This window comes from Porcibacter vitabionis (assembly GCF_046263795.1).
GTDB lineage: Bacteria > Bacillota > Clostridia > Lachnospirales > Lachnospiraceae > Lachnocurva.
Genome location: NZ_JBJYZD010000013.1, coordinates 40495 through 63924 on the forward strand (window position 1 = coordinate 40495; position 23430 = coordinate 63924).

19 protein-coding genes and 2 tRNA genes are annotated in these 23430 nt (G+C 48.4%); 20 read left to right on the forward strand and 1 reads right to left on the reverse strand.

Annotated elements, in window-relative coordinates; translation table 11 throughout:
- Positions 1-44: 44 nt before the first annotated feature.
- The 20 genes from ACKX2L_RS09905 to ACKX2L_RS10000 all read left to right on the forward strand — a co-directional run bounded on the left by ACKX2L_RS09905 (position 45) and on the right by ACKX2L_RS10000 (position 21941).
- Entirely contained in the window at positions 45-1562 is a 1518-nt protein-coding gene (locus tag ACKX2L_RS09905) for a sensor histidine kinase (protein WP_497550353.1), read from the forward strand.
- A complete protein-coding gene (locus ACKX2L_RS09910; protein WP_497550352.1) occupies positions 1540-2235 on the forward strand; it encodes a response regulator transcription factor in 696 nt (231 codons plus the stop codon). The genes ACKX2L_RS09905 and ACKX2L_RS09910 overlap by 23 nt, the downstream gene beginning before the upstream one ends.
- A 27-nt stretch (positions 2236-2262) precedes the next feature.
- A complete protein-coding gene (locus tag ACKX2L_RS09915; protein ID WP_497550351.1) occupies positions 2263-2919 on the forward strand; it encodes an RluA family pseudouridine synthase in 657 nt (218 codons plus the stop codon).
- A gap of 123 nt (positions 2920-3042) precedes the next feature.
- Positions 3043-4476: a proline--tRNA ligase gene (gene proS, locus ACKX2L_RS09920; protein WP_497550388.1), complete on the forward strand. Its 1434-nt coding sequence runs from the start codon at positions 3043-3045 to the stop codon at positions 4474-4476.
- 20 nt (positions 4477-4496) lie between these two features.
- The gene (locus tag ACKX2L_RS09925; RefSeq protein ID WP_497553170.1) at positions 4497-5843 is read left to right on the forward strand and encodes a CCA tRNA nucleotidyltransferase; all 1347 of its coding nucleotides are present in this window, start codon (positions 4497-4499) and stop codon (positions 5841-5843) included.
- Between the two features lie 108 nt (positions 5844-5951).
- On the forward strand, positions 5952-7688 hold the full coding sequence (locus tag ACKX2L_RS09930) for a phospho-sugar mutase (RefSeq protein WP_497553171.1): 1737 nt from the start codon (positions 5952-5954) through the stop codon (positions 7686-7688).
- A gap of 119 nt (positions 7689-7807) precedes the next feature.
- Positions 7808-8083, forward strand: a complete 276-nt coding sequence (locus ACKX2L_RS09935; RefSeq protein WP_497550348.1) for an HU family DNA-binding protein — start codon at positions 7808-7810, stop codon at positions 8081-8083.
- 108 nt (positions 8084-8191) lie between these two features.
- Entirely contained in the window at positions 8192-8431 is a 240-nt protein-coding gene (locus tag ACKX2L_RS09940) for an RNA-binding S4 domain-containing protein (protein ID WP_497550387.1), read from the forward strand.
- Positions 8432-8517: 86 nt separating this feature from the next.
- Positions 8518-8838 (forward strand): FtsB family cell division protein, encoded by a 321-nt coding sequence (locus tag ACKX2L_RS09945; protein WP_497550347.1) that lies wholly within the window; start codon positions 8518-8520, stop codon positions 8836-8838.
- Complete coding sequence (tilS, locus tag ACKX2L_RS09950) at positions 8838-10382, forward strand: tRNA lysidine(34) synthetase TilS (protein ID WP_497553172.1); 1545 nt, start codon at positions 8838-8840, stop codon at positions 10380-10382. Before ACKX2L_RS09945 ends, tilS begins: the two co-directional genes overlap by 1 nt.
- Positions 10379-10906, forward strand: a complete 528-nt coding sequence (gene hpt, locus ACKX2L_RS09955) for a hypoxanthine phosphoribosyltransferase (RefSeq protein WP_497550345.1) — start codon at positions 10379-10381, stop codon at positions 10904-10906. Before tilS ends, hpt begins: the two co-directional genes overlap by 4 nt.
- Before the next feature lie 32 nt (positions 10907-10938).
- The gene (gene ftsH, locus ACKX2L_RS09960) at positions 10939-12774 is read left to right on the forward strand and encodes an ATP-dependent zinc metalloprotease FtsH (protein ID WP_497550344.1); all 1836 of its coding nucleotides are present in this window, start codon (positions 10939-10941) and stop codon (positions 12772-12774) included.
- A 449-nt stretch (positions 12775-13223) separates the two neighbouring features.
- Positions 13224-15266 carry a glycoside hydrolase family 13 protein gene (locus ACKX2L_RS09965; protein ID WP_497550343.1) on the forward strand — a complete coding sequence of 681 codons (2043 nt, stop codon included), beginning with the start codon at positions 13224-13226 and terminating at the stop codon, positions 15264-15266.
- A 148-nt stretch (positions 15267-15414) separates the two neighbouring features.
- A tRNA-Tyr gene (locus tag ACKX2L_RS09970) sits at positions 15415-15496 on the forward strand.
- Between the two features lie 2 nt (positions 15497-15498).
- Positions 15499-15582: transfer RNA gene (locus ACKX2L_RS09975), tRNA-Leu, on the forward strand.
- Between the two features lie 466 nt (positions 15583-16048).
- Positions 16049-16957 carry an ABC transporter permease gene (locus ACKX2L_RS09980; RefSeq protein WP_497550342.1) on the forward strand — a complete coding sequence of 303 codons (909 nt, stop codon included), beginning with the start codon at positions 16049-16051 and terminating at the stop codon, positions 16955-16957.
- A 20-nt stretch (positions 16958-16977) separates the two neighbouring features.
- A complete protein-coding gene (locus ACKX2L_RS09985; protein ID WP_497550341.1) occupies positions 16978-18069 on the forward strand; it encodes an ABC transporter permease in 1092 nt (363 codons plus the stop codon).
- Positions 18070-18079: 10 nt separating this feature from the next.
- Positions 18080-19087, forward strand: coding sequence for an ABC transporter ATP-binding protein (locus ACKX2L_RS09990; RefSeq protein WP_497550340.1), 1008 nt, complete (start codon positions 18080-18082; stop codon positions 19085-19087).
- Positions 19084-20130: an ABC transporter ATP-binding protein gene (locus ACKX2L_RS09995; protein WP_497550339.1), complete on the forward strand. Its 1047-nt coding sequence runs from the start codon at positions 19084-19086 to the stop codon at positions 20128-20130. The genes ACKX2L_RS09990 and ACKX2L_RS09995 overlap by 4 nt, the downstream gene beginning before the upstream one ends.
- Positions 20131-20198: 68 nt before the next feature.
- Positions 20199-21941: a peptide ABC transporter substrate-binding protein gene (locus ACKX2L_RS10000; protein ID WP_497550338.1), complete on the forward strand. Its 1743-nt coding sequence runs from the start codon at positions 20199-20201 to the stop codon at positions 21939-21941.
- Positions 21942-22108: 167 nt separating this feature from the next.
- Here ACKX2L_RS10000 and ACKX2L_RS10005 read toward each other — a convergent pair whose 3' ends face one another.
- Complete coding sequence (locus ACKX2L_RS10005) at positions 22109-22990, reverse strand: YitT family protein (protein WP_497550337.1); 882 nt, start codon at positions 22988-22990, stop codon at positions 22109-22111.
- Positions 22991-23430: the final 440 nt, after the last annotated feature.

Genomic DNA, 23430 nt, shown 5'->3' on the forward strand with positions numbered 1-23430 from the left:
TCCGTTTTTTACGAGAGAGAATCCGCTTCGGGGGAGGTCTATATTTGAAACTGAAGACCAGATTGATCATTTCTATATGCATTATTCTTTTTGTGCCTTTTCTCCTGGCAATCTGTGGTTTTGGCATGATTCATTTCGTCCGGACCCAGCAGAATGAGAATTATACGATCGAGGGCAGCTATCCTTATCTCACTGCCCTGATCCAGAATCTGGATGAAAAGTCCGATCCGGTCTATCGGGATCTGGAAAGCTGGGTCGAGGAAGCGCATAGCAGGGCCCTGGATCAAAAGGCCTTGCAGGATATGAATGAGAAGGTCAGAAAGCGGGGCTATTCTTATCTTCTGGTCCGGATCGACGGAAAAATAACTTTTAATGGGGCCGGGAGTGATGATCTGGCCCTGGGAACCGGTCAGCTGCCTCTTTACGGGGCCAACAGTCCAAAGACGAAGATCATTATTTATCTGAGCCAGAGGGAGATGGCCTTATTACGGCAGATCGATTTTGTGACCGGGGAGGGAGAGGAGTGCAGCGTCTTTATGGTGACGACTTCCCGCTCTGTCTTACCCGGGAATCGGAAGGCCATGTTCGACATCATTTTTTCTGTGCTTCTGATCCTGATCCTCACTGCGATCATCCTGGTGGGCTGGACCTATCGGGGGATCGTCCCGAGGCTGAAAACCCTGGTGAAGGCAGCCGGGGAGATCCGCGAGGGTGAGCTCGATCATCCTCTGGATGTCAGCGGACGGGATGAGATCAGTGAACTCTTCCGCGCTTTTGAAGATATGCGTAAGCGCCTCCAGGCCGCCTCCGTCGCTAAGATGCATGATGATGAGGAACAGCGCCAGCTCATTGCAAATATAGCCCATGACTTAAAGACACCGATCACAGCCATCAAGGGTTATGCAGAAGGCCTGAAGGACGGGGTGGCCAATACACCGGAAAAGCAGAAACTCTATCTCGGAACCATCTGCAATAAAGCGGATGAGATGAATGCCCTGATCAACGAATTGACCCTGTATTCCAAGATCGATATGAATAAGATCCCCTATAATTTTCAAAGTCTGAATGTGAAGAATTTCTTCATGGACTGCGCAGAAGAAGTGGGTATGGATCTGGAAGGCCAGAAAATCGAATTTAATTATTATAATTACGTGAATGATCACGTCAATATCATTGCGGATCCGGAACAGCTGGAACGGGTGATCCATAATATTATCGGAAATTCCGTAAAGTATATGGGAGATCGTCCCGGTGTGATAGAACTTCGTATCCGCGATGTCGGAGATTATATTCAGGTGGAGGTGGAGGACAACGGCAGAGGCATTTCTGCACGGGACCTGCCCTATATTTTCGACCGGACCTTCCGTGCGGACACTTCACGTAATTCCAATATCGGGGGCTCCGGTATCGGACTTTCCATTGTTAAGAAAATCATTGAAGACCATGGCGGCAATATCTGGGCGACCAGTAAGGAAGGCGTCGGTACCGTCATGTATTTCGTTTTGAGAAAAGATAAGACCGAAGCAAAGGAGAAAGCAAATGAACAGGATCCTGATCATTGAGGATGAAGTGGCAATTGCAGAGCTGGAGAAAGATTATCTCGAGCTCAGTGATTTTAAGGTAGATATTGAAAATGACGGTCAGAAAGGTTTGGATCAGGCTTTGCGGGGTCATTATGACCTCTTTATTCTGGACCTGATGCTTCCCGGCATGGACGGCTTTGAAATCTGTGAACGGATTCGTGAGAATACCAATAAGCCGGTCATTATGGTGAGCGCCAGAAAAGAAGACATTGATAAGATCCGCGGCCTGGGACTGGGAGCGGATGATTATATCACCAAACCCTTTTCCCCAGGCGAACTGGTCGCCAGAGTCAAGGCTCATATCCAGCGCTATGAGAGATTGACGGCACAGGGGATCGCTAAACAGAACAATGACATCCTCCATGTCCGCGGTCTGAAAATTGATCGGACTTCTCACAGAGTCTGGGTCCAGGGGGAAGAAAAGCAGCTGACCCAGAAAGAATATGAACTTTTGACCTTCCTGGCCGAACATCCCAATCATGTCTTCTCCAAGGCAGAGCTTTTTAAACGGATCTGGAACATGGATTCGATCGGAGACATTGCGACGGTTACGGTCCATATCAAGAAGATCAGAGAGAAGATCGAAGCGGACAAGAATAATCCCCAGTACATCGAAACCATCTGGGGCGTCGGTTACCGCTTCAAGATGTAAGGACAGGGATCCGGGAGAAGGAGAACGATGGAAAAACCCAAGATCATCCGGGAGACCCAGGACTATCTCATCGTATGGAAACCGGCCGGCATGGCTTCTGAGACGGCAAAAGTGACAGAGATGGATCTCGTGACCTGGCTTAGAAATGAGAGAAAAAGGAAAGGCGAAAAACCGGAGATCCATCTGATCGAGCGCCTGGACCAGCCGGTGGAAGGACTGCTTCTGGCAGCAAAGACTGGAAAGGCAGCTGCTTTGCTTTCGGAATGTCAAAGAAAGGGCTCATTGCAGAAGACCTATCTCGCTTTGGTTTCGGACCCTGGTGAGAGGACAAAAGATCCCCTGCCGGAAAGGGGGACTTTCGTAGACTTTATCAAGAGAAATCCGAAAAACCGTATGGCCGAGATCACAAAGGAAAAGGATCCGGCAGCAAAGAAAGCGATCCTTCACTATTCGATCAGGGAGGCGTCCGAAAGAAGCTATCTGGTAGAGATCCGGCTCGTCACCGGCCGCTTCCATCAGATCCGCCTGCAGTTTTCTTCCAGGGGCTGGCCGATCGTCGGAGACCGCCGCTACGGCGGCAGGGAAAGTGACTGTCTGCACCTTACTTCCTATCGCCTTACATTTCCCTGGAAGAAAGAAGTGGTATCGGAGGAGATCCTGCCCGCCTGGCTGCTGGAGAAATAAGACGGGAGCGGCTGGGGATTGACAAGGAAAAGAAAGCTTTCTAAAATAGATAAGCTAGTCTTATATTCGTGAGACAGATCAGAAAGAAAATTTAGAAACCTGTATTTCAGAGGAGAGAGGGAGATCATGGCTGAGAAAAAACTCGTGGCAGAGATTACTTCCATGGATGAAGATTTCACCCAGTGGTATACCGATGTCTGCATCAAGGCGGACCTGATTGCCTATTCCCATATCAAGGGATTCATGGTGATCAAACCTTACGGTTATGCAATCTGGGAGAATATGCAGAAGCTTTTGGATGACCGTTTTAAGAAGACCGGCGTGGAGAATGTTTACATGCCTCTTCTGATCCCTGAAAGCCTTCTTGCCAAGGAAGGAGAACTGGTCAACGGCTTTGCACCGGAAGTAGCCTGGGTTACAGCAGGCGGTACCGAGCCTCTGACCGAGCGTCTGGCCATCCGCCCGACCTCTGAGACGGTTTTCTCGGATTTCTATAAAGACGATGTTCACTCTTACCGGGATCTGCCCCGGCTTTATAACCAGTGGTGTTCCGTTGTCCGCTGGGAGAAGGAGACCCGTCCTTTCTTACGTTCCCGTGAATTCCTCTGGCAGGAAGGCCATACCATCCATGCCACCAGGGAAGAGGCAGAAGAGAGAACCCAGGACATGCTGAATCTCTATGCGGATTTCCTGGCAGAGGAGATGGCAATTCCGACCATTAAGGGACAGAAGACCGAGAAGGAGAAGTTCGCCGGTGCAGAGGCAACTTATACGGTAGAGGCTTTGATGCATGATGGTCGTGCCCTGCAGTCCGGAACCAGTCATTTCTTCGGTCAGAAGTTCAGCCAGGCTTATGACATCACCTTTACTGATAAGGATAATAAGCTGAAGTACGTATGGCAGACTTCCTGGGGAACGACGACCCGTATGATCGGTGCTATGATCATGGTTCACGGAGACAACCGGGGACTTGTCATCCCGCCTCATATTGCACCGATTCAGGTAGATATCGTGCCTATCCAGCAGAGGAAGGAAGGCGTGTTAGAGAAAGCCTATGAGATCCGCGACCTTTTGTCGAATTTCAAAGTCAAGGTGGATGACAGCGACAAGAGCCCGGGATTCAAATTCGCCGAGCAGGAAATGAGAGGCATTCCTTTAAGGATCGAGATCGGACCCAGAGACATTGAGGCCGGAAAGTGCATGATCTCCAGAAGAGATACCCTGGAGAAGATCGAGGCACCCTTAGACGGCCTCGAAAAGACGGTTTCGGACCTTCTGGAGACCATTCAAAAGGATATGCTGGCAAAGGCTAAGGCCCATATGGATGAAATGACCTATGAAGCCAGGACAACCGAGGAATTCAAGAATCATTTTGAGAACAAGCTTGGCTTTGTAGAGGCCATGTGGTGCGGTGACCGCTCTTGTGAGGACAAGATCAAGGAAGACCTGGGCGTTACCAGCCGCTGCATTCCTTTTGTTCAGAAGAATCTGTCCGGAAAATGCGTCTGCTGCGGAAAGCCGGCAAAGAAGATGGTCATCTGGGCAAAGGCTTATTGATCAGGAGTATCGCTTTGCTTATGGAAATAAAATTGCCACTTAGTGTTACAAATATCATAAGAAAGCTGGAAAAGCACGGACACGAAGCCTACGCAGTAGGCGGCTGTGTCCGTGACTGCTTTCTGGGGAAAGTGCCCAAGGACTGGGATATCACGACTTCGGCAAGGCCGGAAGAAGTCAAGGAAATCTTCCCGAAGACGATCGATACCGGGATTCAACATGGGACGGTTACGGTCATGATCGATCACGTCGGCTACGAAGTGACGACCTATCGGCTGGACGGCGTCTATAAGGATGGCCGGCATCCGGAGCAGGTCACTTTTACACCGAGTCTCCTCGAGGATCTGAAACGAAGGGATTTTACCATCAATGCCATGGCCTACAATCCTTCAACGGGTCTTGTAGATGCTTTTGATGGTCAGAAGGACCTGGCAGACGGCTTGATCCGCTGTGTCGGAGACCCCGAAAGACGTTTCTCAGAGGATGCTCTCCGTATGATGCGAGCCATCCGTTTTGCGGCGCGTTTTGATTTTCGAATCGAAGAGGAGACCTACCGGGCGATCCGGGATCTGGCACCGACTCTGTCTAAGGTCAGTATGGAACGGATCCGGGATGAATTTGAGAAGACCATTACCTCCGATCACCCGGAAAGGATCCGGGACTTCTACGAGACCGGCCTGCTCTCTGTCTTTCTCCCGGAATGGAAAGCCATGGAGGAAACCGAACAGCATACCGTTCACCATTGTTACAATGTGGCCGGGCATACGATCGAAGTGATGAGAAATATCCCGGGGAAAGATTACCTCCGCCTGGCAGCCCTTCTTCATGATGTAGATAAGCCGGCCTGCGAGAGGATCGATCAGGCCGGGGTCTCACATTTTGACGGTCATCCGGCAATGGGCGCTGTGGACGCCGGGAAAATCTTAAAAAGACTTCGTTATGATAATGAAACCATCAAAAAAGTGGTGAATCTCATCCGCTGGCATGATGAGAGGCCAAAGCTCAAAGACAAAAAGATCCGTCTTCTCATATCTCGTGTCACAAAAGAAGCTTTCCCGGATCTCCTTCTTCTGAAGCGGGCGGATACCCTGGGACAAAGCACTTATAAGAGGGAAGAGAAACTGGCCTATATTGACCGTCTGGAAGAGGCCTTTCATCAGATCCTGGAGAGAGAGGATCCTTTATCGGTAAAGGACTTGAAGGTCACCGGAAAAGACCTTCTGGAACTTGGCATTCCTCAGGGAAAAGCAGTCGGGCAGGTCTTACGGGAACTTTTGAACCTGGTCCTCGGGGATCCGGCTCTGAATGAGAGAGAAAAACTGCTTGAAATTGCTGCAAGATGGATGGAAAAAGATACATCTTTCTAATATGGTGTGGTAAGATAAAACTGCTGAAGCTTGCAGAATCGTCTTTTTTAAAAGAGCCTGCAGACTTCATGGCTTTATTTGTTCATAAACTACATTCAGGAGGGAATTATGGGCTATAAAGAAACTTATAATGAGTGGCTGAATGATCCTTACTTCGATGAAAAGACGAAGGAGGAACTCAGAGGGATCGCCGGTGATGAGAAGGAGATCGAAGATCGTTTTTACCGGGATCTGGAATTCGGTACGGCAGGCCTCCGCGGCGTCATCGGCGCAGGTACCAACCGTATGAATATTTACACGGTGCGAAAGGCTACCCAGGGCCTGGCCAACTATATCAATAAGGTTGGAAAGGCAGGACAGGGTGTCGCAATTTCCTATGATTCCCGTCATATGTCGCCGGAATTCGCGGATGAAGCAGCGCTCTGCCTTGCAGCAAATGGAATCAAGGCCTATGTTTTCGAGTCCCTTCGTCCGACACCGGTTCTGTCCTTTGCGGTCCGTTATCTGAAGGCAGCGGCCGGTATCAATATTACTGCCAGCCATAATCCGAAGGAATATAACGGTTATAAGGTCTACTGGGAAGATGGTGCACAGATCACACCGCCACATGACACCGGAATCATGGATGAAGTCCGGGCAGTCAGGGATTTCAGTGCAGTAAAGACCATGGAGAAGAAGGAGGCAGAGGATGCCGGCCTTTATATCACGATTGGTGAGGATGTAGATAATGCCTATGACAAGGAAGTTCGTTCTGTTGTCATTCATCAGGATTGCATTGACAAGGTCGGAAAAGACATTAAGATCGTCTACAATCCGCTCCATGGCACAGGAAATATTCCCGTCAGAAGAGTGTTAAAGGAACTTGGCTTCCCGAATGTCTATGTCGTACCGGAACAGGAAAAGCCGGACGGAGACTTCCCTTCTGTTTCTTACCCCAACCCGGAGAATCCCGAGGCCTTTGTTCTGGGAGAAAAGATGGCAAAGGAGATCGGCGCTGACCTGATCCTTGCTACGGATCCGGATGCGGATCGTCTGGGTGTTCATGTCCTGGATTCAAAGACCGGTGAATATCATGCCCTGACCGGAAATATGTCCGGCTGCCTGATCGGTTATTATATCTTAAGCCAGAAGCTGGCTGTGAATGGAAAACTTCCGGAGGACGGAGCTTTTATCCGATCCATTGTTACGACCAATATGGCAGATGCCATTGCAGCGGACTTCCACGTTCAGCTGATCGAAGTTCTGACCGGATTCAAGTGGATCGGACAGAAGATCCTGGAGTTTGAGCGCAGCGGAAAGGGAACCTATCTCTTCGGTATGGAGGAGAGCTACGGTTGTCTGCCGGGAACCTATGCAAGAGATAAGGATGCCGTTGCTGCATCCATGGTTCTCTGTGAAGCTGCAGCATATTACAAGACCAGAAATATGACCCTCTGGGATGCTATGCTGGAGATGTATGAGAAGTACGGCTATTATCGTGATGAGGTCAGCTCTGTAACCCTTGCCGGCAAGGAAGGCATTGAGAAGATCGGAAAGATCATGGAAGAACTCCGAAACAATGCGCCTGCAGCCATCGGTTCTTACAAGGTAGAGAAGATCCGCGATTATGAGAAGGATACCATTCTGGATCTTTCCAGCAATGAAGTGACAGCTACCGGTCTTCCCAAATCCAATGTTCTCTACTATGAACTTTCGGATGCGGCATGGGTCTGCGTTCGCCCGTCCGGTACCGAGCCCAAGATCAAGTTCTATTTCGGAGTCCGTGGTAGCTCCATGGACGATGCCCAGAAACAGGAAAAGGACATGAAAGAGGCCCTGGATGCCCTGGTTCAGCCTTTAATCTGACTTTTGGGCCTACTTTTCTTGACAATCGGAAGGGAAACCATTATAAGTAGATAAGAGGTTAAACCGCGGAGGCTACTGCGGAAATATCGAATTACTATTGAAAATAGGAGGAAGTAAAAATGAATAAGTCTGAATTAGTTGCAGCAATTGCTGAGAAGGCTGAGCTTTCCAAGAAGGACGCTGAGAATGCTCTGAAGGCATTTACAGATGTTGTTGCAGATGAGCTGAAGAAGGGTGAGAAGATCCAGCTGGTTGGCTTCGGCACCTTTGAAGTATCTGAGAGAGCAGCTCGTACCGGACGTAATCCCCAGACTGGAGATGAGATGAAGATTCCTGCATCCAAGGCTCCGAAGTTCAAGGCAGGAAAGGCTCTGAAGGATATCGTTAACGGTTAATTCCTTTTCAAAGAGAGTCAACGGACAGGCCCAAGGGGATTCCCTTTGGGCCTGATTTTTATTCGGAGGAAAGAGAGGAAATCGATGGCAGAGGAAGCAAACAAAACCATGCGGCTTGATAAATTCTTGAAAATTTCAAGGATCATCAAGAGAAGAACCGTGGCAAATGAAGCCTGCGATGCCGGAAGAGTACAGGTCAATGGCAGACCGGCCAAGGCATCGGTTCAGGTGAAGCCGGGTGATACCATAGAGATCGCATTCGGAAATAAGACAGTAAAGGCAGAAGTTCTGGATGTGAAAGAATCGATCCGGAAGGAAGATGCAGAGAAAATGTTCCGCTATCTTTGAACTGATGGATCGGGGATTTTTCTCCGTCGGCAAAGGATCCTGCCGGCTGGAGAAGATCTTGTACTTTGTTTTTAGAGGATTGGAATATGTCAGAAGGACCGAATACAAATAAGCTTGTGAAAAAGCAGAAGAGAAGACGGAGGGCTGCCAGACTTTTTACCTATATCACGGCAGTCTTTCTGGCTTTTGTCCTGACCATTCAGATGGTCTCCCTCTATAAGAAAAAGCAATTCTATGAGAACAAGGAGGCTGCCCTGCAGGCAGAGAAGGCAGATCTCAAGGAAGAATCCAAGGCTTTGAAAGGCTATGAGGCTTATACGAAATCATCGGAATACGTAGAAGATACGGCCAAGAGCAAACTTGGAATGCTCCATGAGAATGAAATCATTTTCCGGGAGAAGAAGTGATGGCGGCAGGTCTTTCTATCCTCCATCCACTGGAACAAAGGGTCAGAGACTATATCCGAGAGGAAGACCTTCTGGATAGCAGTCATCGGACGGTTCTTGCTGCAGTGTCCGGAGGAGCGGATTCGGTTGCCCTTCTTCGGATCCTTTGCGCCTTGAAAGAGGAAGAGCATCTCAAGCTTTATGCGGTGCATGTGGAACATGGGATTCGCGGTGAAGAGAGCCGGCAGGATCAGGCCTTTGTAGAGAGACTCTGTCATGCTCTTTCTGTGCCTTTGTCCGTTTATTCAGTGGATTGCCTCTCTTATGCGAAAGAAAAGAAAAAGTCTCTGGAGGAGGCGGCCAGGGAACTTCGCTATCAGGCCTTCTACAAGGCAGCTGATACTTTGCGTAAAGAAAGCGGATCCTGCCGGATCGCGGTTGCCCATCACCTGGATGACAATGCGGAGACTCTTCTCCTCCAGCTGGTCCGTGGAACCGGCTGGAGAGGTCTGTGTGGCCTGAAACCGCTTTCCGGTTCTGTCATCCGGCCCATGCTCTGCGTCAGCCGTAAGGAGATCGAAGCCTATCTCAAAGATAAGGATCAGTCCTATCGGACAGATCGCACCAATCTGGACACCTCGATCCCGAGAAATTTGATCCGCCACGAGGTGATGCCTCTCCTTTCTTCCATTAATGAGAAAGCTGCCCTTCATATCAGCCAGACCGCAGGGGTGATGCGAGAGCAGAGCCGGATCTTTGAACAGGAGATCCGGGAAAAAGAAGAGGCAATTATTTATCGGAAAGAGCGCCCGGAAGATGGGAAGGCCCTGCAGCCGGCGGAAATCCCGCTTGCGAATCAAGCCAGGATCCCGCCGCTTTTTCGAAAGCGTCTTATGGCTCTGGATTCGGACAGCTTAAAACGAGAGGTCCTTCTTTTCTGGTTTCGGACTTATATGGCAGGAAGCGGCAGGGATGTCGGAAGGACCCATATCAGAAAGGCTCTGGAACTGGCTGAGACCAAAGGCAATCGTACCTGGCTTCTACCCAAGGGTTATTACCTTCAGGCAGAGGGAAGTCTGCTCTACCTCAGGAAAAGATCGGACGGGTCTATATTTCCTCAGGGGAAAGATAAACCATGGCTGGGTCCCAATGAGAGCCTTCTTCTTCCCAAGCTGTCAGTCGGAGAGACCAGGGAGTTTCCACTGGCAGGGGGAAGGCTTAAAATCAGTCTCAGGGAGAGAAAACCGGGTCCGGTGGATCAAAAGATTCGGGAGACAGCGACCTATACGAATGACTTGGATTATGATATGATTAGTGACAATCTAAGAATTCGGAGCCGAATGGCGGGAGATCGGATCTCACTTTCGGCATCGGGCGGGCATCGGAAATTGAAGGACTTCCTCATTGATCAGAAGATTCCAAAGGAGGAGAGGGACAGGATCCCCCTTCTTTGCAGCGGGTCGGACGTTCTTCTTGTGATGGGGCTTCGCCTGGCTTCGGATGTCTGGATCAGAGAGGATACGAAATCAGTATTTAGAATCAGTTGGAGAAAGGCAGATTCATGAGTGAGAAAATTAGTGTGATGCTTTCGGAAGAGGACTTGGACAAAAGGATCCGTGAGCTTGGCGCACAAATCAGTGAGGATTATAAAGGCGAGGAGATCCTTCTTGTCGGTGTCCTGAAAGGGGCGGCTTTCTTCTGTACGGAACTTGCAAAGAGAATTATGGTCCCGGTGGTGATCGATTTCATGGCCACCAGCTCTTATGGCAGCGGAACCGTGTCTTCCGGTGAAGTAAAGGTCACCAAGGAACTGGATACGGATGTTACGGGAAAGAATGTGCTGATTGCCGAGGATATCATTGATAGTGGCAATACCTTGTCCTTCCTGCTCAAGTATTTTACGGAAAAGGGTGCGAAGAGTGTTCGCCTGGCTGCCATGCTGGATAAGCCGGATCGGAGAGAAGTCGATGTCCATGTGGATTATACGGGCTTTACCATTCCGGACGAATTTGTTGTGGGTTATGGTCTGGACTATGACCAGAGATACCGGAATCTGCCTTATATCGGTGTCTTGAACCTGGATGACTGAGATGACAATTGAATTAGAATGGGAGAAAGACATTGAATCAGAGAAGAAGCTGGGGAATCTACATCCTCTTCCTTGTTCTTTTGGCTGCTGTTTGGTTTGCCTCTTCTGCGAGACGTACGGCGGGCATCAGTAAATCGGCCTTTGAGAAGGATCTGAAAAGCGACAATATGGTTTCTGTGGAAGTCCGGCAGAATGAGGCTGTGCCTACCGGAGCTGTTTCATATGAGACATCGGATTCCAAAGACAGCCGGATCTATTATGTCTCCGATGTGAAAGAAGCAGAGGCAATGCTGGATGATGCCGGTATTTCCTACCAGATACAGGATGTTAAGGATAATAACTGGCTTAGCATTCTCCTTCCGACAATTTTAACGGGCGTCTTTATTGTACTTTTCCTTGTCCTGCTTAGCAGTATGCAGTCCCGCGCCATGAATGGCGACGGAGCCGGCGGCCGGATGGCAAATTTCGGGAAAAGTCATGCCAAATTAACGCATCCGGAAGATTCCAAAGTCCGTTTTGATGATGTTGCCGGTCTGCATGAAGAAAAGGAACAGATGAAGGAAGTTGTAGATTTCCTGAAGGATCCGGACAAATATACCCGGATCGGAGCGCGGATTCCCAAGGGCATGCTTCTTGTCGGCCCTCCCGGAACCGGTAAGACCATGCTGGCCAAGGCCATCGCAGGAGAAGCCGGCGTCCCCTTCTTCTCGATTTCCGGATCGGACTTTGTGGAAATGTTTGTCGGAGTCGGTGCATCTCGTGTCAGAGATCTCTTTTCGGAAGCAAAGAAAAATGCTCCCTGCATCGTTTTTATCGATGAAATTGATGCTGTGGCCCGGAAGAGAGGCGCCGGCCTGGGTGGCTCCCATGATGAGAGAGAGCAGACTTTGAACCAGATGCTGGTGGAAATGGACGGTTTTGATGTCAATACCGGCATTATTGTCTTAGCTGCAACCAACCGGGTAGATATTCTGGATCCTGCCATTATGAGACCGGGACGATTCGACAGGAAGGTCTATGTTGGACGGCCGGATATCCGGGAGAGAGAAGAGATCCTTCTGGTTCATTCGAAAAATAAACCCCTGGGCGATGATGTGGATCTGACCCAGATCGCTCAGACTACAGCAGGTTTTACCGGAGCGGACCTGGAAAACCTCCTGAACGAGTCTGCCATTCGGGCGGCAGAAGAAAATAAGAATTATATCACCATGGATGATATCAAGACCAGCTTTGTGAAGGTGGGTCTTGGAACGGAGAAAAAGAGCCGCATCATTTCAGAGAAAGAAAAGAAGATCACGGCTTATCATGAATCCGGACACGCGATCCTTTTCCATCTTCTGCCGGATGTAGGACCGGTTTATTCGGTTTCCATTATTCCGACCGGAATGGGAGCTGCGGGATATACCATGCCTCTTCCGGAAAAGGATGAGATGTTTTTGACCAGGAGTAAGATGCTTGAGGATATCGAAGTATCCCTGGGCGGCCGCATCGCCGAGCAGTTGATCTTCGGCGATATTACGACCGGTGCTTCCAATGATATTAAGCAGGCTACCAGAACGGCCAGAGATATGGTCATGAAATATGGTATGTCGGATCATATCGGAACCATCTGTTATGAAGAAGAGGACGAAGAAGTCTTCCTCGGTAAGGATCTGGCCCATACCAAACCCTATAGTGAAGAAATTGCAACCGAGATCGACAAGGAAGTGAAATCCATTATGGACCAGTGTTATGCCAAGGCGACAGAACTGATTCAAAGCCATATGGATGTCCTTCATGCCTCTGCAAAACTTCTTATGGAAAAAGAGAAGATCAACCGTCAGGAATTCGAGGCACTTTTCGAAAAGGAAGAGCCTGTAGAAGCATAAGAAAGGGGTAGTTAAACTGGAGGATTGATAGTGAAGGCCAGAGACAGCTGACAATTTGCACAAAAGCAAGACCCAATCTTTGTGAACATTGTGCAGACTTCTTGCCACGAGCGTGATACTATCATAATCGTAAAGACCCCCAATACATATAAATATTTTTACTACCCCCTATAAAAGTAAAAATACCTTCTCCAAGCAGCCGTGAGGCTGCTTTATTTTTCCGCGGATACTACGAGCGGAGCCGAAAAAGCCCCAGCCTCCGGGAGACACGCTTGCGTGTCGAGCCGTGAGGCCGGGGCTTTTTCGATTGCGCGACAGCGCGAAACGAAAAAATTGCGTAAGCAATTTTTGAGTCTTCCGCTCGTAGTATCTGCGAAACGAACTTAGATTAAATTGGTTTCCTGCAATAGACATTTGTGTTAAAATGTCTGAGATTGGAGGAAAAGCTAATGAACCGTGATGCGATATTCAGCGATGGCACAAATTTCTTCGTGAGTCCCTGGGAGCCTGAGCCCGGCGATACTGTAACCATTCGATTCCGGGCAGGTGCAGAAGACCATTTAGACGTGTCATTACTCACACATTACGATGAGATCCCAATGAAAACAGAAGAGCAGACGGAAGTCTTCTCTTACTATACCTGTAAAGTACGCCTGGGGGACAGCCCTTTCAGCTATCTCTTTCATATTCGTGATCTGGATACAGACGAAGAGGCTTTTTTTGACCGTTACAGTCTGACCGACCAGCCACGCTGGCAGTATGTCTTCACCCTGGTTCCCGGATTCTCGACACCGGACTGGATGAAGGGAGCGGTGATCTATCAGATCCTTGTGGACCGTTTCTATAATGGGGACCCGGAAAATGACGTTCTGACCAATGAATACCACTATGTCGGCCATATGGTCCAGAAAATTGAGGACTGGAATCAGAAGCCTGCCGATCTGGACGTAGGCAATTTCTATGGCGGTGATCTCGAAGGCGTAAGGCAGAAGATGTACTATCTGAAAAGCCTTGGCGTAGAGGTGATCTATTTTAACCCGATCTTCGTTTCTCCCTCCAACCATAAATATGATATTCAGGATTACGAGCATATCGATCCGCATTACGGGAAGATCCTTGTCGATCAGGGACAGGTCCTTTCCAATGGTGATACAGACAACAGGCATGCTACGCGTTATGTGAATCGTGTTACCAGGGAGGAGAACCTGGAGGCATCCAACCGCTTTTTCTGTGATTTTGTAAAGGAAGCCCACGCAAGAGGCATCCGGGTCATTTTAGACGGTGTCTTTAATCATTGCGGTTCTTTTAATAAGTGGATGGACCGGGAACGGATCTATGAGGATCAGCCGGGCTACGCACCCGGGGCCTATATTTCCGAAGACAGCCCCTATCACAACTATTTTGACTTCGAGAGAGGGTCTTCGTGGCCCTATAACAAGGCCTATGACGGCTGGTGGGGGAATGATACCCTTCCAAAATTAAACTATGAAGGTTGTCAGGAACTGGAGGATCATATCCTAAACATTGCAAAAATGTGGGTCTCGGCACCTTATCAGGTCGACGGCTGGCGGCTGGATGTCGCTGCGGACCTGGGTCATAGCGAAGCCTATAACCACTCTTTCTGGAAGAAATTCCGTAAGGCAGTGAAGGAAGCAAACCCGGATGCCGTGATCCTGGCAGAGCACTATGGAGATGCGAAAAACTGGCTGAGGGGGGATGAGTGGGATACCATCATGAATTATGACGCCTTTATGGAGCCGGTATCCTATTTTCTGACGGGCATGGAAAAGCACAGCGATGAATTTGAAGCGGATATGCTGGGTGATGGAGAACGCTTTGAACTGACCATGCGCCATACCATGACGGAATTTCTGACACCGTCTCTGTATTCGGCAATGAATCAGCTGTCCAATCATGACCACTCCAGATTCCTGACGCGGACCAATCATAAGGTTGGCCGGGTTCAAAGCCTTGGAAGAAAGGCTGCGGAAGAGGGCGTAAATAAAGCGGTTCTGAAAGAAGGAGCCCTGATGCTTTTGACCTGGCCGGGTGCACCTTGCATTTATTATGGAGACGAGGCCGGCGTCTGCGGCTTTACCGATCCGGATAACAGGCGGACCTATCCCTGGGGAATGGCAGATTATCATCTGCTCGACTTTCACAGAGATATGATCTTCCTTCATAAAAGCAATCCTTCGCTTCGGATCGGGGCCTTCATTTTTCTGAAGTGCCAAAAGAATCTGGTCAGTTACGGGCGGTTCACAAGGGACGAATCGATGGTGATCGCAGTAAACAGCGGGGCTGATCCGATCGATGCAGATCTTCCTGTCTGGAAGGCAGAGGTGCCGAAGGATGCAGTCATGCATCAGCTTATGATGACCAACGCGGTCGGATACTCCATTATGGACGTTCGTATGCCGGTGACGGAGGGCAATCTGCACCTTTCCCTGAAGCCCTATGAGGCGGTGGTTTTACGTTACCGGAGAGCCTGAAAGAAAGAGGCTGTTTCTGCTTCTCGGCTTCTTTTGCCTGCGAGTCGGATCGTTTGGGACAGAGCCCGGCCTGTAGAAAAGAAGACGCTTGCACGGTCGATAAAACTATGATATAATTCCGTTTTGTCTAAGAAATATAGACCAAGTTGGGTGGTTTCCCGAGCGGCCAAAGGGGACAGACTGTAAATCTGCTGCTTTATGCTTCGGTGGTTCGAATCCACCACCACCCATCGCCGGTGTGGCGGAATAGGCAGACGCGCGGGACTTAAAATCCCGTGGTGGCGACACCGTGTCGGTTCGAGCCCGACCACCGGCAGCAATATTTGAGAGGGGATCTTGCAAAGGAGCAGGATCCCCTCTTTGTATTCGCATAAATACAATTCACCTGAAATGCATAATAGATGAATAAACTGATAATTGAAAGAAATTCATGTAAAATTTGTCTGTGATATAGAAAACATGGCGGGAAACGGGAAAAACGGATTTTGGTTTCCACAGATCCATCCGACCGATGAACTGTAAACATACACAATAATTGCATATTATGGATGAAATATACATGCAAATGGATACAGGATCAGGTGAAAGCCGTTCATTTAACGGTTGACGAATTATTCAGCTTTTGTATAATACAACTATCAATAAAAGAAACAGACTGGGTGTACAAAGATGTGCAGATCTCGATCTGTACATCTTTTTTAAACGTTTTTACGTTGACGTGGTAAAGTGAAAAATCACAAAGCCAGGGCAAGTGAAATCCATAAGGAAAAGAGGAAAGTAAATTGACAAAGTACATGGTTAAGCGTGTGATCCTCGCAGTCGTGTCAATCATCATAGTCACGCTGATCACATTCTTCGTAATGAACCTGATTCCGGGCGGACCCTTTAGTTCGGAGAAGGCACCGTCTCAGGCAGTTTTGGATGCACTGAATAAGCGTTACAATCTGGATAAGCCTCTGGGCCAGCAATACCTTCTCTATATGAAGAATCTTCTTCACGGAGACTGGGGCGTGGATATGAAGAATGGCCGTGACATCAGCCATGACATGTTTTCTAAGTTTGCAATCTCTGCGAAGCTTGGCGGAATCGCTATGATCATTGCTCTGATTGTCGGCGTTGTTTTGGGTTCCATCGCTGCATTGAACAGAAATAAAATGTCAGACCGTATCATTATTTTCTTTACGACACTGGGAACAGCAATGCCTTCCTTTATCCTGGCAACCTTCCTGCTTCTGGTTTTCTGTGTGCAGCTTGGCCTTTTCCCGGTCTACAGTGATAACCCGAGTCTGGTCCTTCCAATCATTTCGCTGGCAGTTTATCCGACAGCTTATATCACGAGACTGACGAAGACTTCCATGCTGGATGCTTTGAGCCAGGATTATATCCGGACAGCCCGGGCCAAGGGTGTCAGCAAGAACAAGGTGATTTTCGTACATGCCTTGAAGAATGGACTGATTCCTGTTGTGACTTATCTTGGACCTCAGATTGCTTATATCATTACCGGTTCCATGGTTGTTGAGACCATCTTCACAGTACCCGGACTTGGTACTTATTTCGTAAAGGCGATCACTGACCGGAACTATTCCGTTATCATGGCAACAACCATTTTCCTGGCAATCCTTATGATTGTCGCAAATCTGATCACGGATATTGTTTATAAGCTGATTGATCCGAGAATTACATTTGACTGATCCCGCAGGAGGAAATAAGAATGGCAGACAATGAAACTACTTATAAGAGACGCCAGTTTTTATCTGCGCAGATCGATTTAAGTAAATTTAATAAAAAGAATTTTGAAAAGGCGACAGACGAGGAAAAGAAACAGCAGGATGTTATGGGAGAGTCTTCCACCTTCCTGAAGGATGGAATGAGACGCCTCAGGAAAAACCATATGGCAATGGCTTCCATCATTGTTCTGGCAGTCCTGATCCTTGCAATTATTATTCTTCCGATCATCGTTCCTTATTCCTATAGTGACATGGTCACTTTAAATGGCCGGCGTGATGGTACTGCAGTAAATCTGACACCCATGCAGTATTCCACCAGAGAACTCCAGTATATGAAGGAAACAGGAAAGAACCTTTTCCCTCATATTTTAGGAACGGATTCCCTGGGACGAGATTATTTCATTCGTGTTGTCTATGGAACAAGAGTCAGCCTCTCCGTAGGTATTGTTTCCGCCATCATGGTTTTGATCATCGGTGTTATTTACGGAACGATTTCCGGATATTTCGGTGGCAAGGTCGACCTTGTTATGATGCGTATCGTCGACATCATTTATTCTCTGCCGGATATGCTGATCATCATTCTCTTGTCCGTCGTATTGAATGCAAGACTGGCACCTTTGATCAAGGGAACGGTTTTCGCAAAACTCGGCGGTAATATGCTGGCCATGTTCATCGTCTTTGCCCTCCTCTACTGGGTCGGCATGGCAAGACTGGTCAGAGGCCAGATCCTTTCCATTAAGAACAATGAATATATCCTGGCTGCAAAAGCCATTGGTACGCCGAGTGGCACAATCATGCGGAAGCACATCGTTCCCAATGTACTTTCCATTATCATAATCACAACAGCCCTTCAGGTGCCGAGCGCAATCTTCACGGAAAGCTACCTGTCCTTCCTGGGACTTGGTGTCAGCCTCCCGATGACCTCCCTCGGTTCTCTGGCAAATGATGCCCGTCAGACCATTTCTTCAGCTCCTTATCGTTTGATGGTTCCGGCATTGGTTATCGTTCTGATCGTTCTTGCTCTGAATCTGATTGGTGACGGTCTTCGTGATGCATTCGATTCGAAGCTGAATTAAGGAGGAAGTCATGGCTGAAGAAAATAATACACTTCTGGAGGTCAATAATCTCCAGACCAGTTTCTTTACGGATGCTGGTGAAGTAAAAGCGGTAAACGGAGTCAGCTTCTCCCTGGAGAGAGGAAAGACGCTTGGCATCGTTGGAGAGTCCGGATCCGGAAAATCGGTAACCGCATATTCCATTATGCAGATCCTGGCAGAGACCGGAAAGGTCGTAGGCGGATCCATTAAATACAAGGGTGAGGACATCACCAAATGGGATGAGAAGAAATTGGAAACCTTCCGTGGAGATAAGGTATCGATCATCTTCCAGGATCCTATGACTTCCTTGAACCCCGTATTCACAATCGGTTATCAGTTGAAGGAGGCCATCCTTCTTCATACGAATAAGAATAAGGAAGAGGCGGAGAAGAGAGCTGTTGAAATGCTGACACTGGTTGGCGTTAACGAGCCGGAGAGCCGTCTCAAGCAATATCCTTTTGAACTGTCCGGAGGTATGCGCCAGCGTGTCATGATCGCCATGGCACTCTGCTGTGAGCCGGATATCCTGATCGCAGATGAGCCGACAACGGCATTGGATGTTACCATTCAGGCACAGATCCTGGAATTGATGCAGGACCTGCAGAAGAAGCTTGGCATGGCTATCATTATGGTAACCCATGATCTGGGTGTCATTGCTTCCATGTGTGATGAGATCCTTGTCATGTATGGCGGACGGGTCTGTGAGCGCGGTACGGCAGATGATATCTTCTATCGTCCGGCTCATGAATATACCAAGGGTCTCCTTCGTTCGATCCCGACCAAAGAAAATATGAACGAGCGGCTGGTACCGATCGGCGGAACACCGATCAACCTTCTGAACATGCCGAAGGGATGTGCCTTCTGCCCCCGATGTGAGAATGCGATGAAGATCTGTCTGGAAGAACTTCCAGAGGAGTATCAGGTTGGTGAAAATCATCGGGCAAGCTGCTGGATGAATGTAAAAGATCTCTTTATGAGTGAGGAGGCGAAGGCATGAGCGAGAATGAAAAGAAGCCGCTCCTGAAAGTGGAACACTTGAAGCAATATTTCCCGGTTTCTCAGGGCTTCCATAAGATTCCGCTGAAGGCAGTCGATGATATCTCCTTTGAGATCATGCCGGGTGAGACGCTCGGTCTGGTCGGTGAGTCCGGATGCGGAAAGACGACCGTCGGCAGATCCATTCTTCATCTTTATGAGCCGACCGGAGGACGCATTATATTTAATGATAAAGTCCTTTTTGACAGCGGTGAACAGTATGATGAAGATGGAAAACTGATCACGGATTCGAATGGAAAGCCTAAATTAGGCAAGAAAGTTTCCGTCAATATGCTTCCCTATCGTAAGGAAATGCAGATGGTTTTTCAGGATCCCTATTCTTCTCTGGATCCACGTATGACGGTTGAAGACATTGTCGGAGAGCCTTTGGATACCCATCATCTGTATAAGACCAAGGAAGAACGCCGCGCCAAGATTTTACAGCTTCTGGATACCGTAGGATTGAACGCCGAGCATGCCATGCGATATGCGCATGAGTTCTCCGGCGGACAGAGACAGCGTATCGGAATTGCTCGTGCACTGGCTGTAAATCCTTCTTTTATTGTATGTGACGAGGCGGTATCAGCGCTGGATGTTTCCATTCAGGCGCAGGTCCTGAACATGTTTGAGGATCTGCAGGAAAAGCTGGGCATTGCCTATCTCTTTATTTCCCACGACCTTCTGGTCGTTCAGCATATTTCTGACCGGATCGCGGTCATGTATCTGGGACGGATGATGGAAGTTGCAGATGCGGATGAATTGATGAATCATCCGATCCATCCTTACACCTTGTCTCTTCTGTCTGCCATTCCGATCCCGGATCCTGAGACAGCAAGACATAGCCATCGGATCATTCTGGAAGGCGATGTCCCGAGTCCTCTCCATATGCCGACCGGATGTCCTTTCCGTACCCGCTGCCGCTATGCGACAGAGCAGTGTGCAAAGGAGATGCCGCCTCTGAAGGACAGAGGAAACGGACATCTGTGTGCATGCTGGAATAAATAAGGTCACAACTTCCTTGATTAGGAAGTTTGACATATAATAGTTACTCTATAGTTACAGGAGGAAAACATATGAAAAAGAAATTACTCGCATTTGTTCTTGCTTCTGCTATGGTTGCCAGCCTTGGCGCTTGCGGTAACGCAGGCAGCAAGGGATCTGACAAAGCCCAGACAGAAAAAAGCACAGAAAAGAAGTCGGCATCCAAGGCAAAGCTGAATACCGACACAAAAACCTTGTACATCAATCTGGCTTCCGAGCCTCAGCACCTGGATCCGGCTCTGAACAATACCGTTGACGGTGCCTGCCTGGCTGTCAACTCATTCGTAGGTCTTTATACCTATGATAAGAATGACAAGCTCGTTCCTGCTATCGCAGATGGTGATCCTCAGGTATCTGATGATGGTACCGAGTGGAACATCAAGCTGAAGAAGACCAAGTGGTCCGACGGCAGTGACCTTACTGCTAAGGATTTCGTTTACAGCTGGAATCGTGCAGCATCTGAGAAGACTGCAGCAGATTATGGCTATCTCTTCGATGTCATTGCTCGTAACGACGATGGAAGTCTGAAGGTTGAGGCTCCGGATGACTACTCTCTGAAGATTACTCTGAATAATTCCTGCCCTTACTTCAATCAGCTTTTGGCATTCCCTGTCTTCGATCCGGTACCGCAGAAGGCTGTAGAAGCTGCTGACCCGGATGGCGCTAATCCTGGCGCATGGGCAAATGAAGCAGGCTTTGTATCAAACGGCGCTTACACCTGCACTGCATGGACACATGACAGTTCTATGGAATATACCAAGAACCCTAATTTCTATGACGCCGACAAGGTGAAGATCGAAAAACTGAATTTCATGCTTTCTGCTGATGATACTGCTACTTTCGCAGCTTACAACAGTGGAAACCTTGACTTCATCGATAGCATCTCTCCGGATGAAGTTCCGAATGTAAAGGATTTCTCTGATTTCTATGTAGCAGATCAGCTGGGAACCAACTACATCGGCTTCAATGTCAATGCATCCATTTTCGACGGCATGACAGAAGATCAGGCTAAGGACTTCCGTAAGGCAGTTTCTCTTCTGATTGACCGTCAGTATATGGTTGATACTGTAGGTCAGACCGGTCAGGAAGTTGCAAGCGCATTTGTTCCTTCCGCAATGCATGACGGAAACGGCAAGACCTGGTCTCAGAAGTATTATGACGGTGAGAAGACCGGCGCTTCTTCTATCAAGAAGGCAGTAAAGCTTCTTGAGAGCGCTACCGGTTATAAGTTCAAGGACAATGGCGATGGTACATACACACCGTCTAAGGCAATCTCCTTTGAATTTCTGACCAACTCCGGTACATCCAATGAGAGAGCAGCACAGTTGATCCAGGATGACCTGAAGAAGGCCGGTATCCAGATGACCATTAAGACAGAAGACTGGAAGGTCTTCATTGCTGACCGTCAGAATGGTAACTATACACTCTGCCGTGAAGGATGGATTGCCGACTATGATGATCCTTCCAACATGCTGGAAGTCTTCCTGACCAAGAGCGGTAACAATGATATGCAGTTTGGTAAGAATCCGATCGCTTCTGCTCCTCAGAACTGGGCTGATTATGACAAGCTTCTGGATCAGGCTCGTACCGAGACCGATAAAGCTAAGCGTGCAGATATTCTGGTTAAGGCCGAGAAGATGCTGATGGATACCAACGCAGTAATCCCTCTTTACTTCTACAATGATGTTTACATGATGAAGTCCAATGTCAGCGGCGTATATGAGACCCTGACCGGAAATAAGTACTTCATGTATGCAACAAAGTCTGCAAAATAATCCGGATGAATGACCGACCGACCGATCAAACCGGAAGATCGAACAGAGGAAGGCAATAAAATAAAGAAACCTCCCTTCTGAAAGATTCGAAAAGTCATAAAGATAAGGACCATCGAAAGATGGTCCTTTTTCTTTTTCCATAAATCATTTAAAAGGAAAGCAAATGCTTATCTCCAGTGTTCCACAAATCCCTCACCCATGGCTTCACTGATATTTCCGATAATAAAGAAGGCCTTTTTATCATGTTCTCTTACGATATCCTTGATATCCGGAAGATCATGTTTCGAGCAGATACAGAGAAGCAGGATCTTGTCCCGTCCGGTATACATGCCCTTTCCCTTCAGTCCGGTCACGCCCCGGTCCAAGTCACTCAGGATTGACTTCGCAATCTCCTGACTCTGATCAGATATGATGATACAGATCTTGGCACGCTTGCCGGCATCGACAATGAAATCTGTGATCTGACCAGTCAGAAAGACGGACAGAATGGCATACAGGGTATGCTCCAGGGGGAAGACAAAGGCCCCGACCAGAACGACCGCTCCGTCCAATATCTGAATCATACGGCCCATACTGATGGAACGATGTTTGGCATGTAATGCCTGCCCCAAAAGATCCGTACCGCCGGTTGTTGCTCTTGCAGTTAGTGTAATTCCCATACCAACCCCGAAGAGCAGGCCGCCATATACCGTTGTCAGCATCATATTATCTGAGAGAACACTGTGGGATGGCAGCAGGGCAAGTTCGATTGACATGATGATGAAAGATAAACCGGTCCGAAGAATGCTCTTAAAACCAAGCATGTAGATCGCGTAGAGAAAGATCGGCACATTCAAGGCAACATTCGATACCCAGAGGGGAATGCCGCCGGCAATCAGCCCCCGGCTCAGATAACGGATGACAATGGCCAGACCACTGACACCGCCGGTAACCAGTCCCGAAGGGTCCAGGAAATATTTGACATCGAGAGAGATCAGAGTCGTTCCGATGAGGATGGTCACAAAGTCCTTAAAACGGATCTTCTTATAGATGGTTTTGATTTTATTCATGTCATAGGCACTCCTTTCCGCGAAAAAAGAGGCCAATCATACATCCTCTGACCTCTGGCAAGGGACATATCATCGGCCTCGAAAAGTTCGAATCAAATTGATTCTTTCTGAACTCATCAGCTTCTTCTAAACAGATATTATTTTACCTTTCTTCTTTCCGTTCGTAAAGGACAAGAAAAAATGAAGACGGCGTAAGTTTATATTCGGATTTTATGGGTAGGAGAACACCCTGGATACTGCTGATAAGATATCAGGCAACGAAATGCTGGCTCCACTATACTTCTTATTTTCCTGCAGCACAAGGCTGAGCTTCCACGCAGCCACAGATCTGCTTACTTCTCTTAGCTGCCTTTTGGCCTGCGTCCCCAGCCCCTGTCAAGGGCAGGGCCGCGGAGCGGTGCTATGCACCCTTGACAGGGACTGCGGCGCAGGCTTTTCTT

Coding starts and splice junctions, on each gene's coding strand:
- ACKX2L_RS09910 (WP_497550352.1), top strand. CDS start 1,540: ATGAACAGGATCCTGATCATTGAGGATGAAGTGGCAATTGCAGAGCTG.
- ACKX2L_RS09915 (WP_497550351.1), top strand. CDS start 2,263: ATGGAAAAACCCAAGATCATCCGGGAGACCCAGGACTATCTCATCGTA.
- ACKX2L_RS09925 (WP_497553170.1), top strand. CDS start 4,497: ATGGAAATAAAATTGCCACTTAGTGTTACAAATATCATAAGAAAGCTG.
- ACKX2L_RS09930 (WP_497553171.1), top strand. CDS start 5,952: ATGGGCTATAAAGAAACTTATAATGAGTGGCTGAATGATCCTTACTTC.
- ACKX2L_RS09935 (WP_497550348.1), top strand. CDS start 7,808: ATGAATAAGTCTGAATTAGTTGCAGCAATTGCTGAGAAGGCTGAGCTT.
- ACKX2L_RS09940 (WP_497550387.1), top strand. CDS start 8,192: ATGCGGCTTGATAAATTCTTGAAAATTTCAAGGATCATCAAGAGAAGA.
- ACKX2L_RS09945 (WP_497550347.1), top strand. CDS start 8,518: ATGTCAGAAGGACCGAATACAAATAAGCTTGTGAAAAAGCAGAAGAGA.
- tilS (WP_497553172.1), top strand. CDS start 8,838: ATGGCGGCAGGTCTTTCTATCCTCCATCCACTGGAACAAAGGGTCAGA.
- hpt (WP_497550345.1), top strand. CDS start 10,379: ATGAGTGAGAAAATTAGTGTGATGCTTTCGGAAGAGGACTTGGACAAA.
- ACKX2L_RS09965 (WP_497550343.1), top strand. CDS start 13,224: ATGAACCGTGATGCGATATTCAGCGATGGCACAAATTTCTTCGTGAGT.
- ACKX2L_RS09985 (WP_497550341.1), top strand. CDS start 16,978: ATGGCAGACAATGAAACTACTTATAAGAGACGCCAGTTTTTATCTGCG.
- ACKX2L_RS09990 (WP_497550340.1), top strand. CDS start 18,080: ATGGCTGAAGAAAATAATACACTTCTGGAGGTCAATAATCTCCAGACC.
- ACKX2L_RS09995 (WP_497550339.1), top strand. CDS start 19,084: ATGAGCGAGAATGAAAAGAAGCCGCTCCTGAAAGTGGAACACTTGAAG.
- ACKX2L_RS10000 (WP_497550338.1), top strand. CDS start 20,199: ATGAAAAAGAAATTACTCGCATTTGTTCTTGCTTCTGCTATGGTTGCC.
- ACKX2L_RS10005 (WP_497550337.1), bottom strand. CDS start 22,990: ATGAATAAAATCAAAACCATCTATAAGAAGATCCGTTTTAAGGACTTT.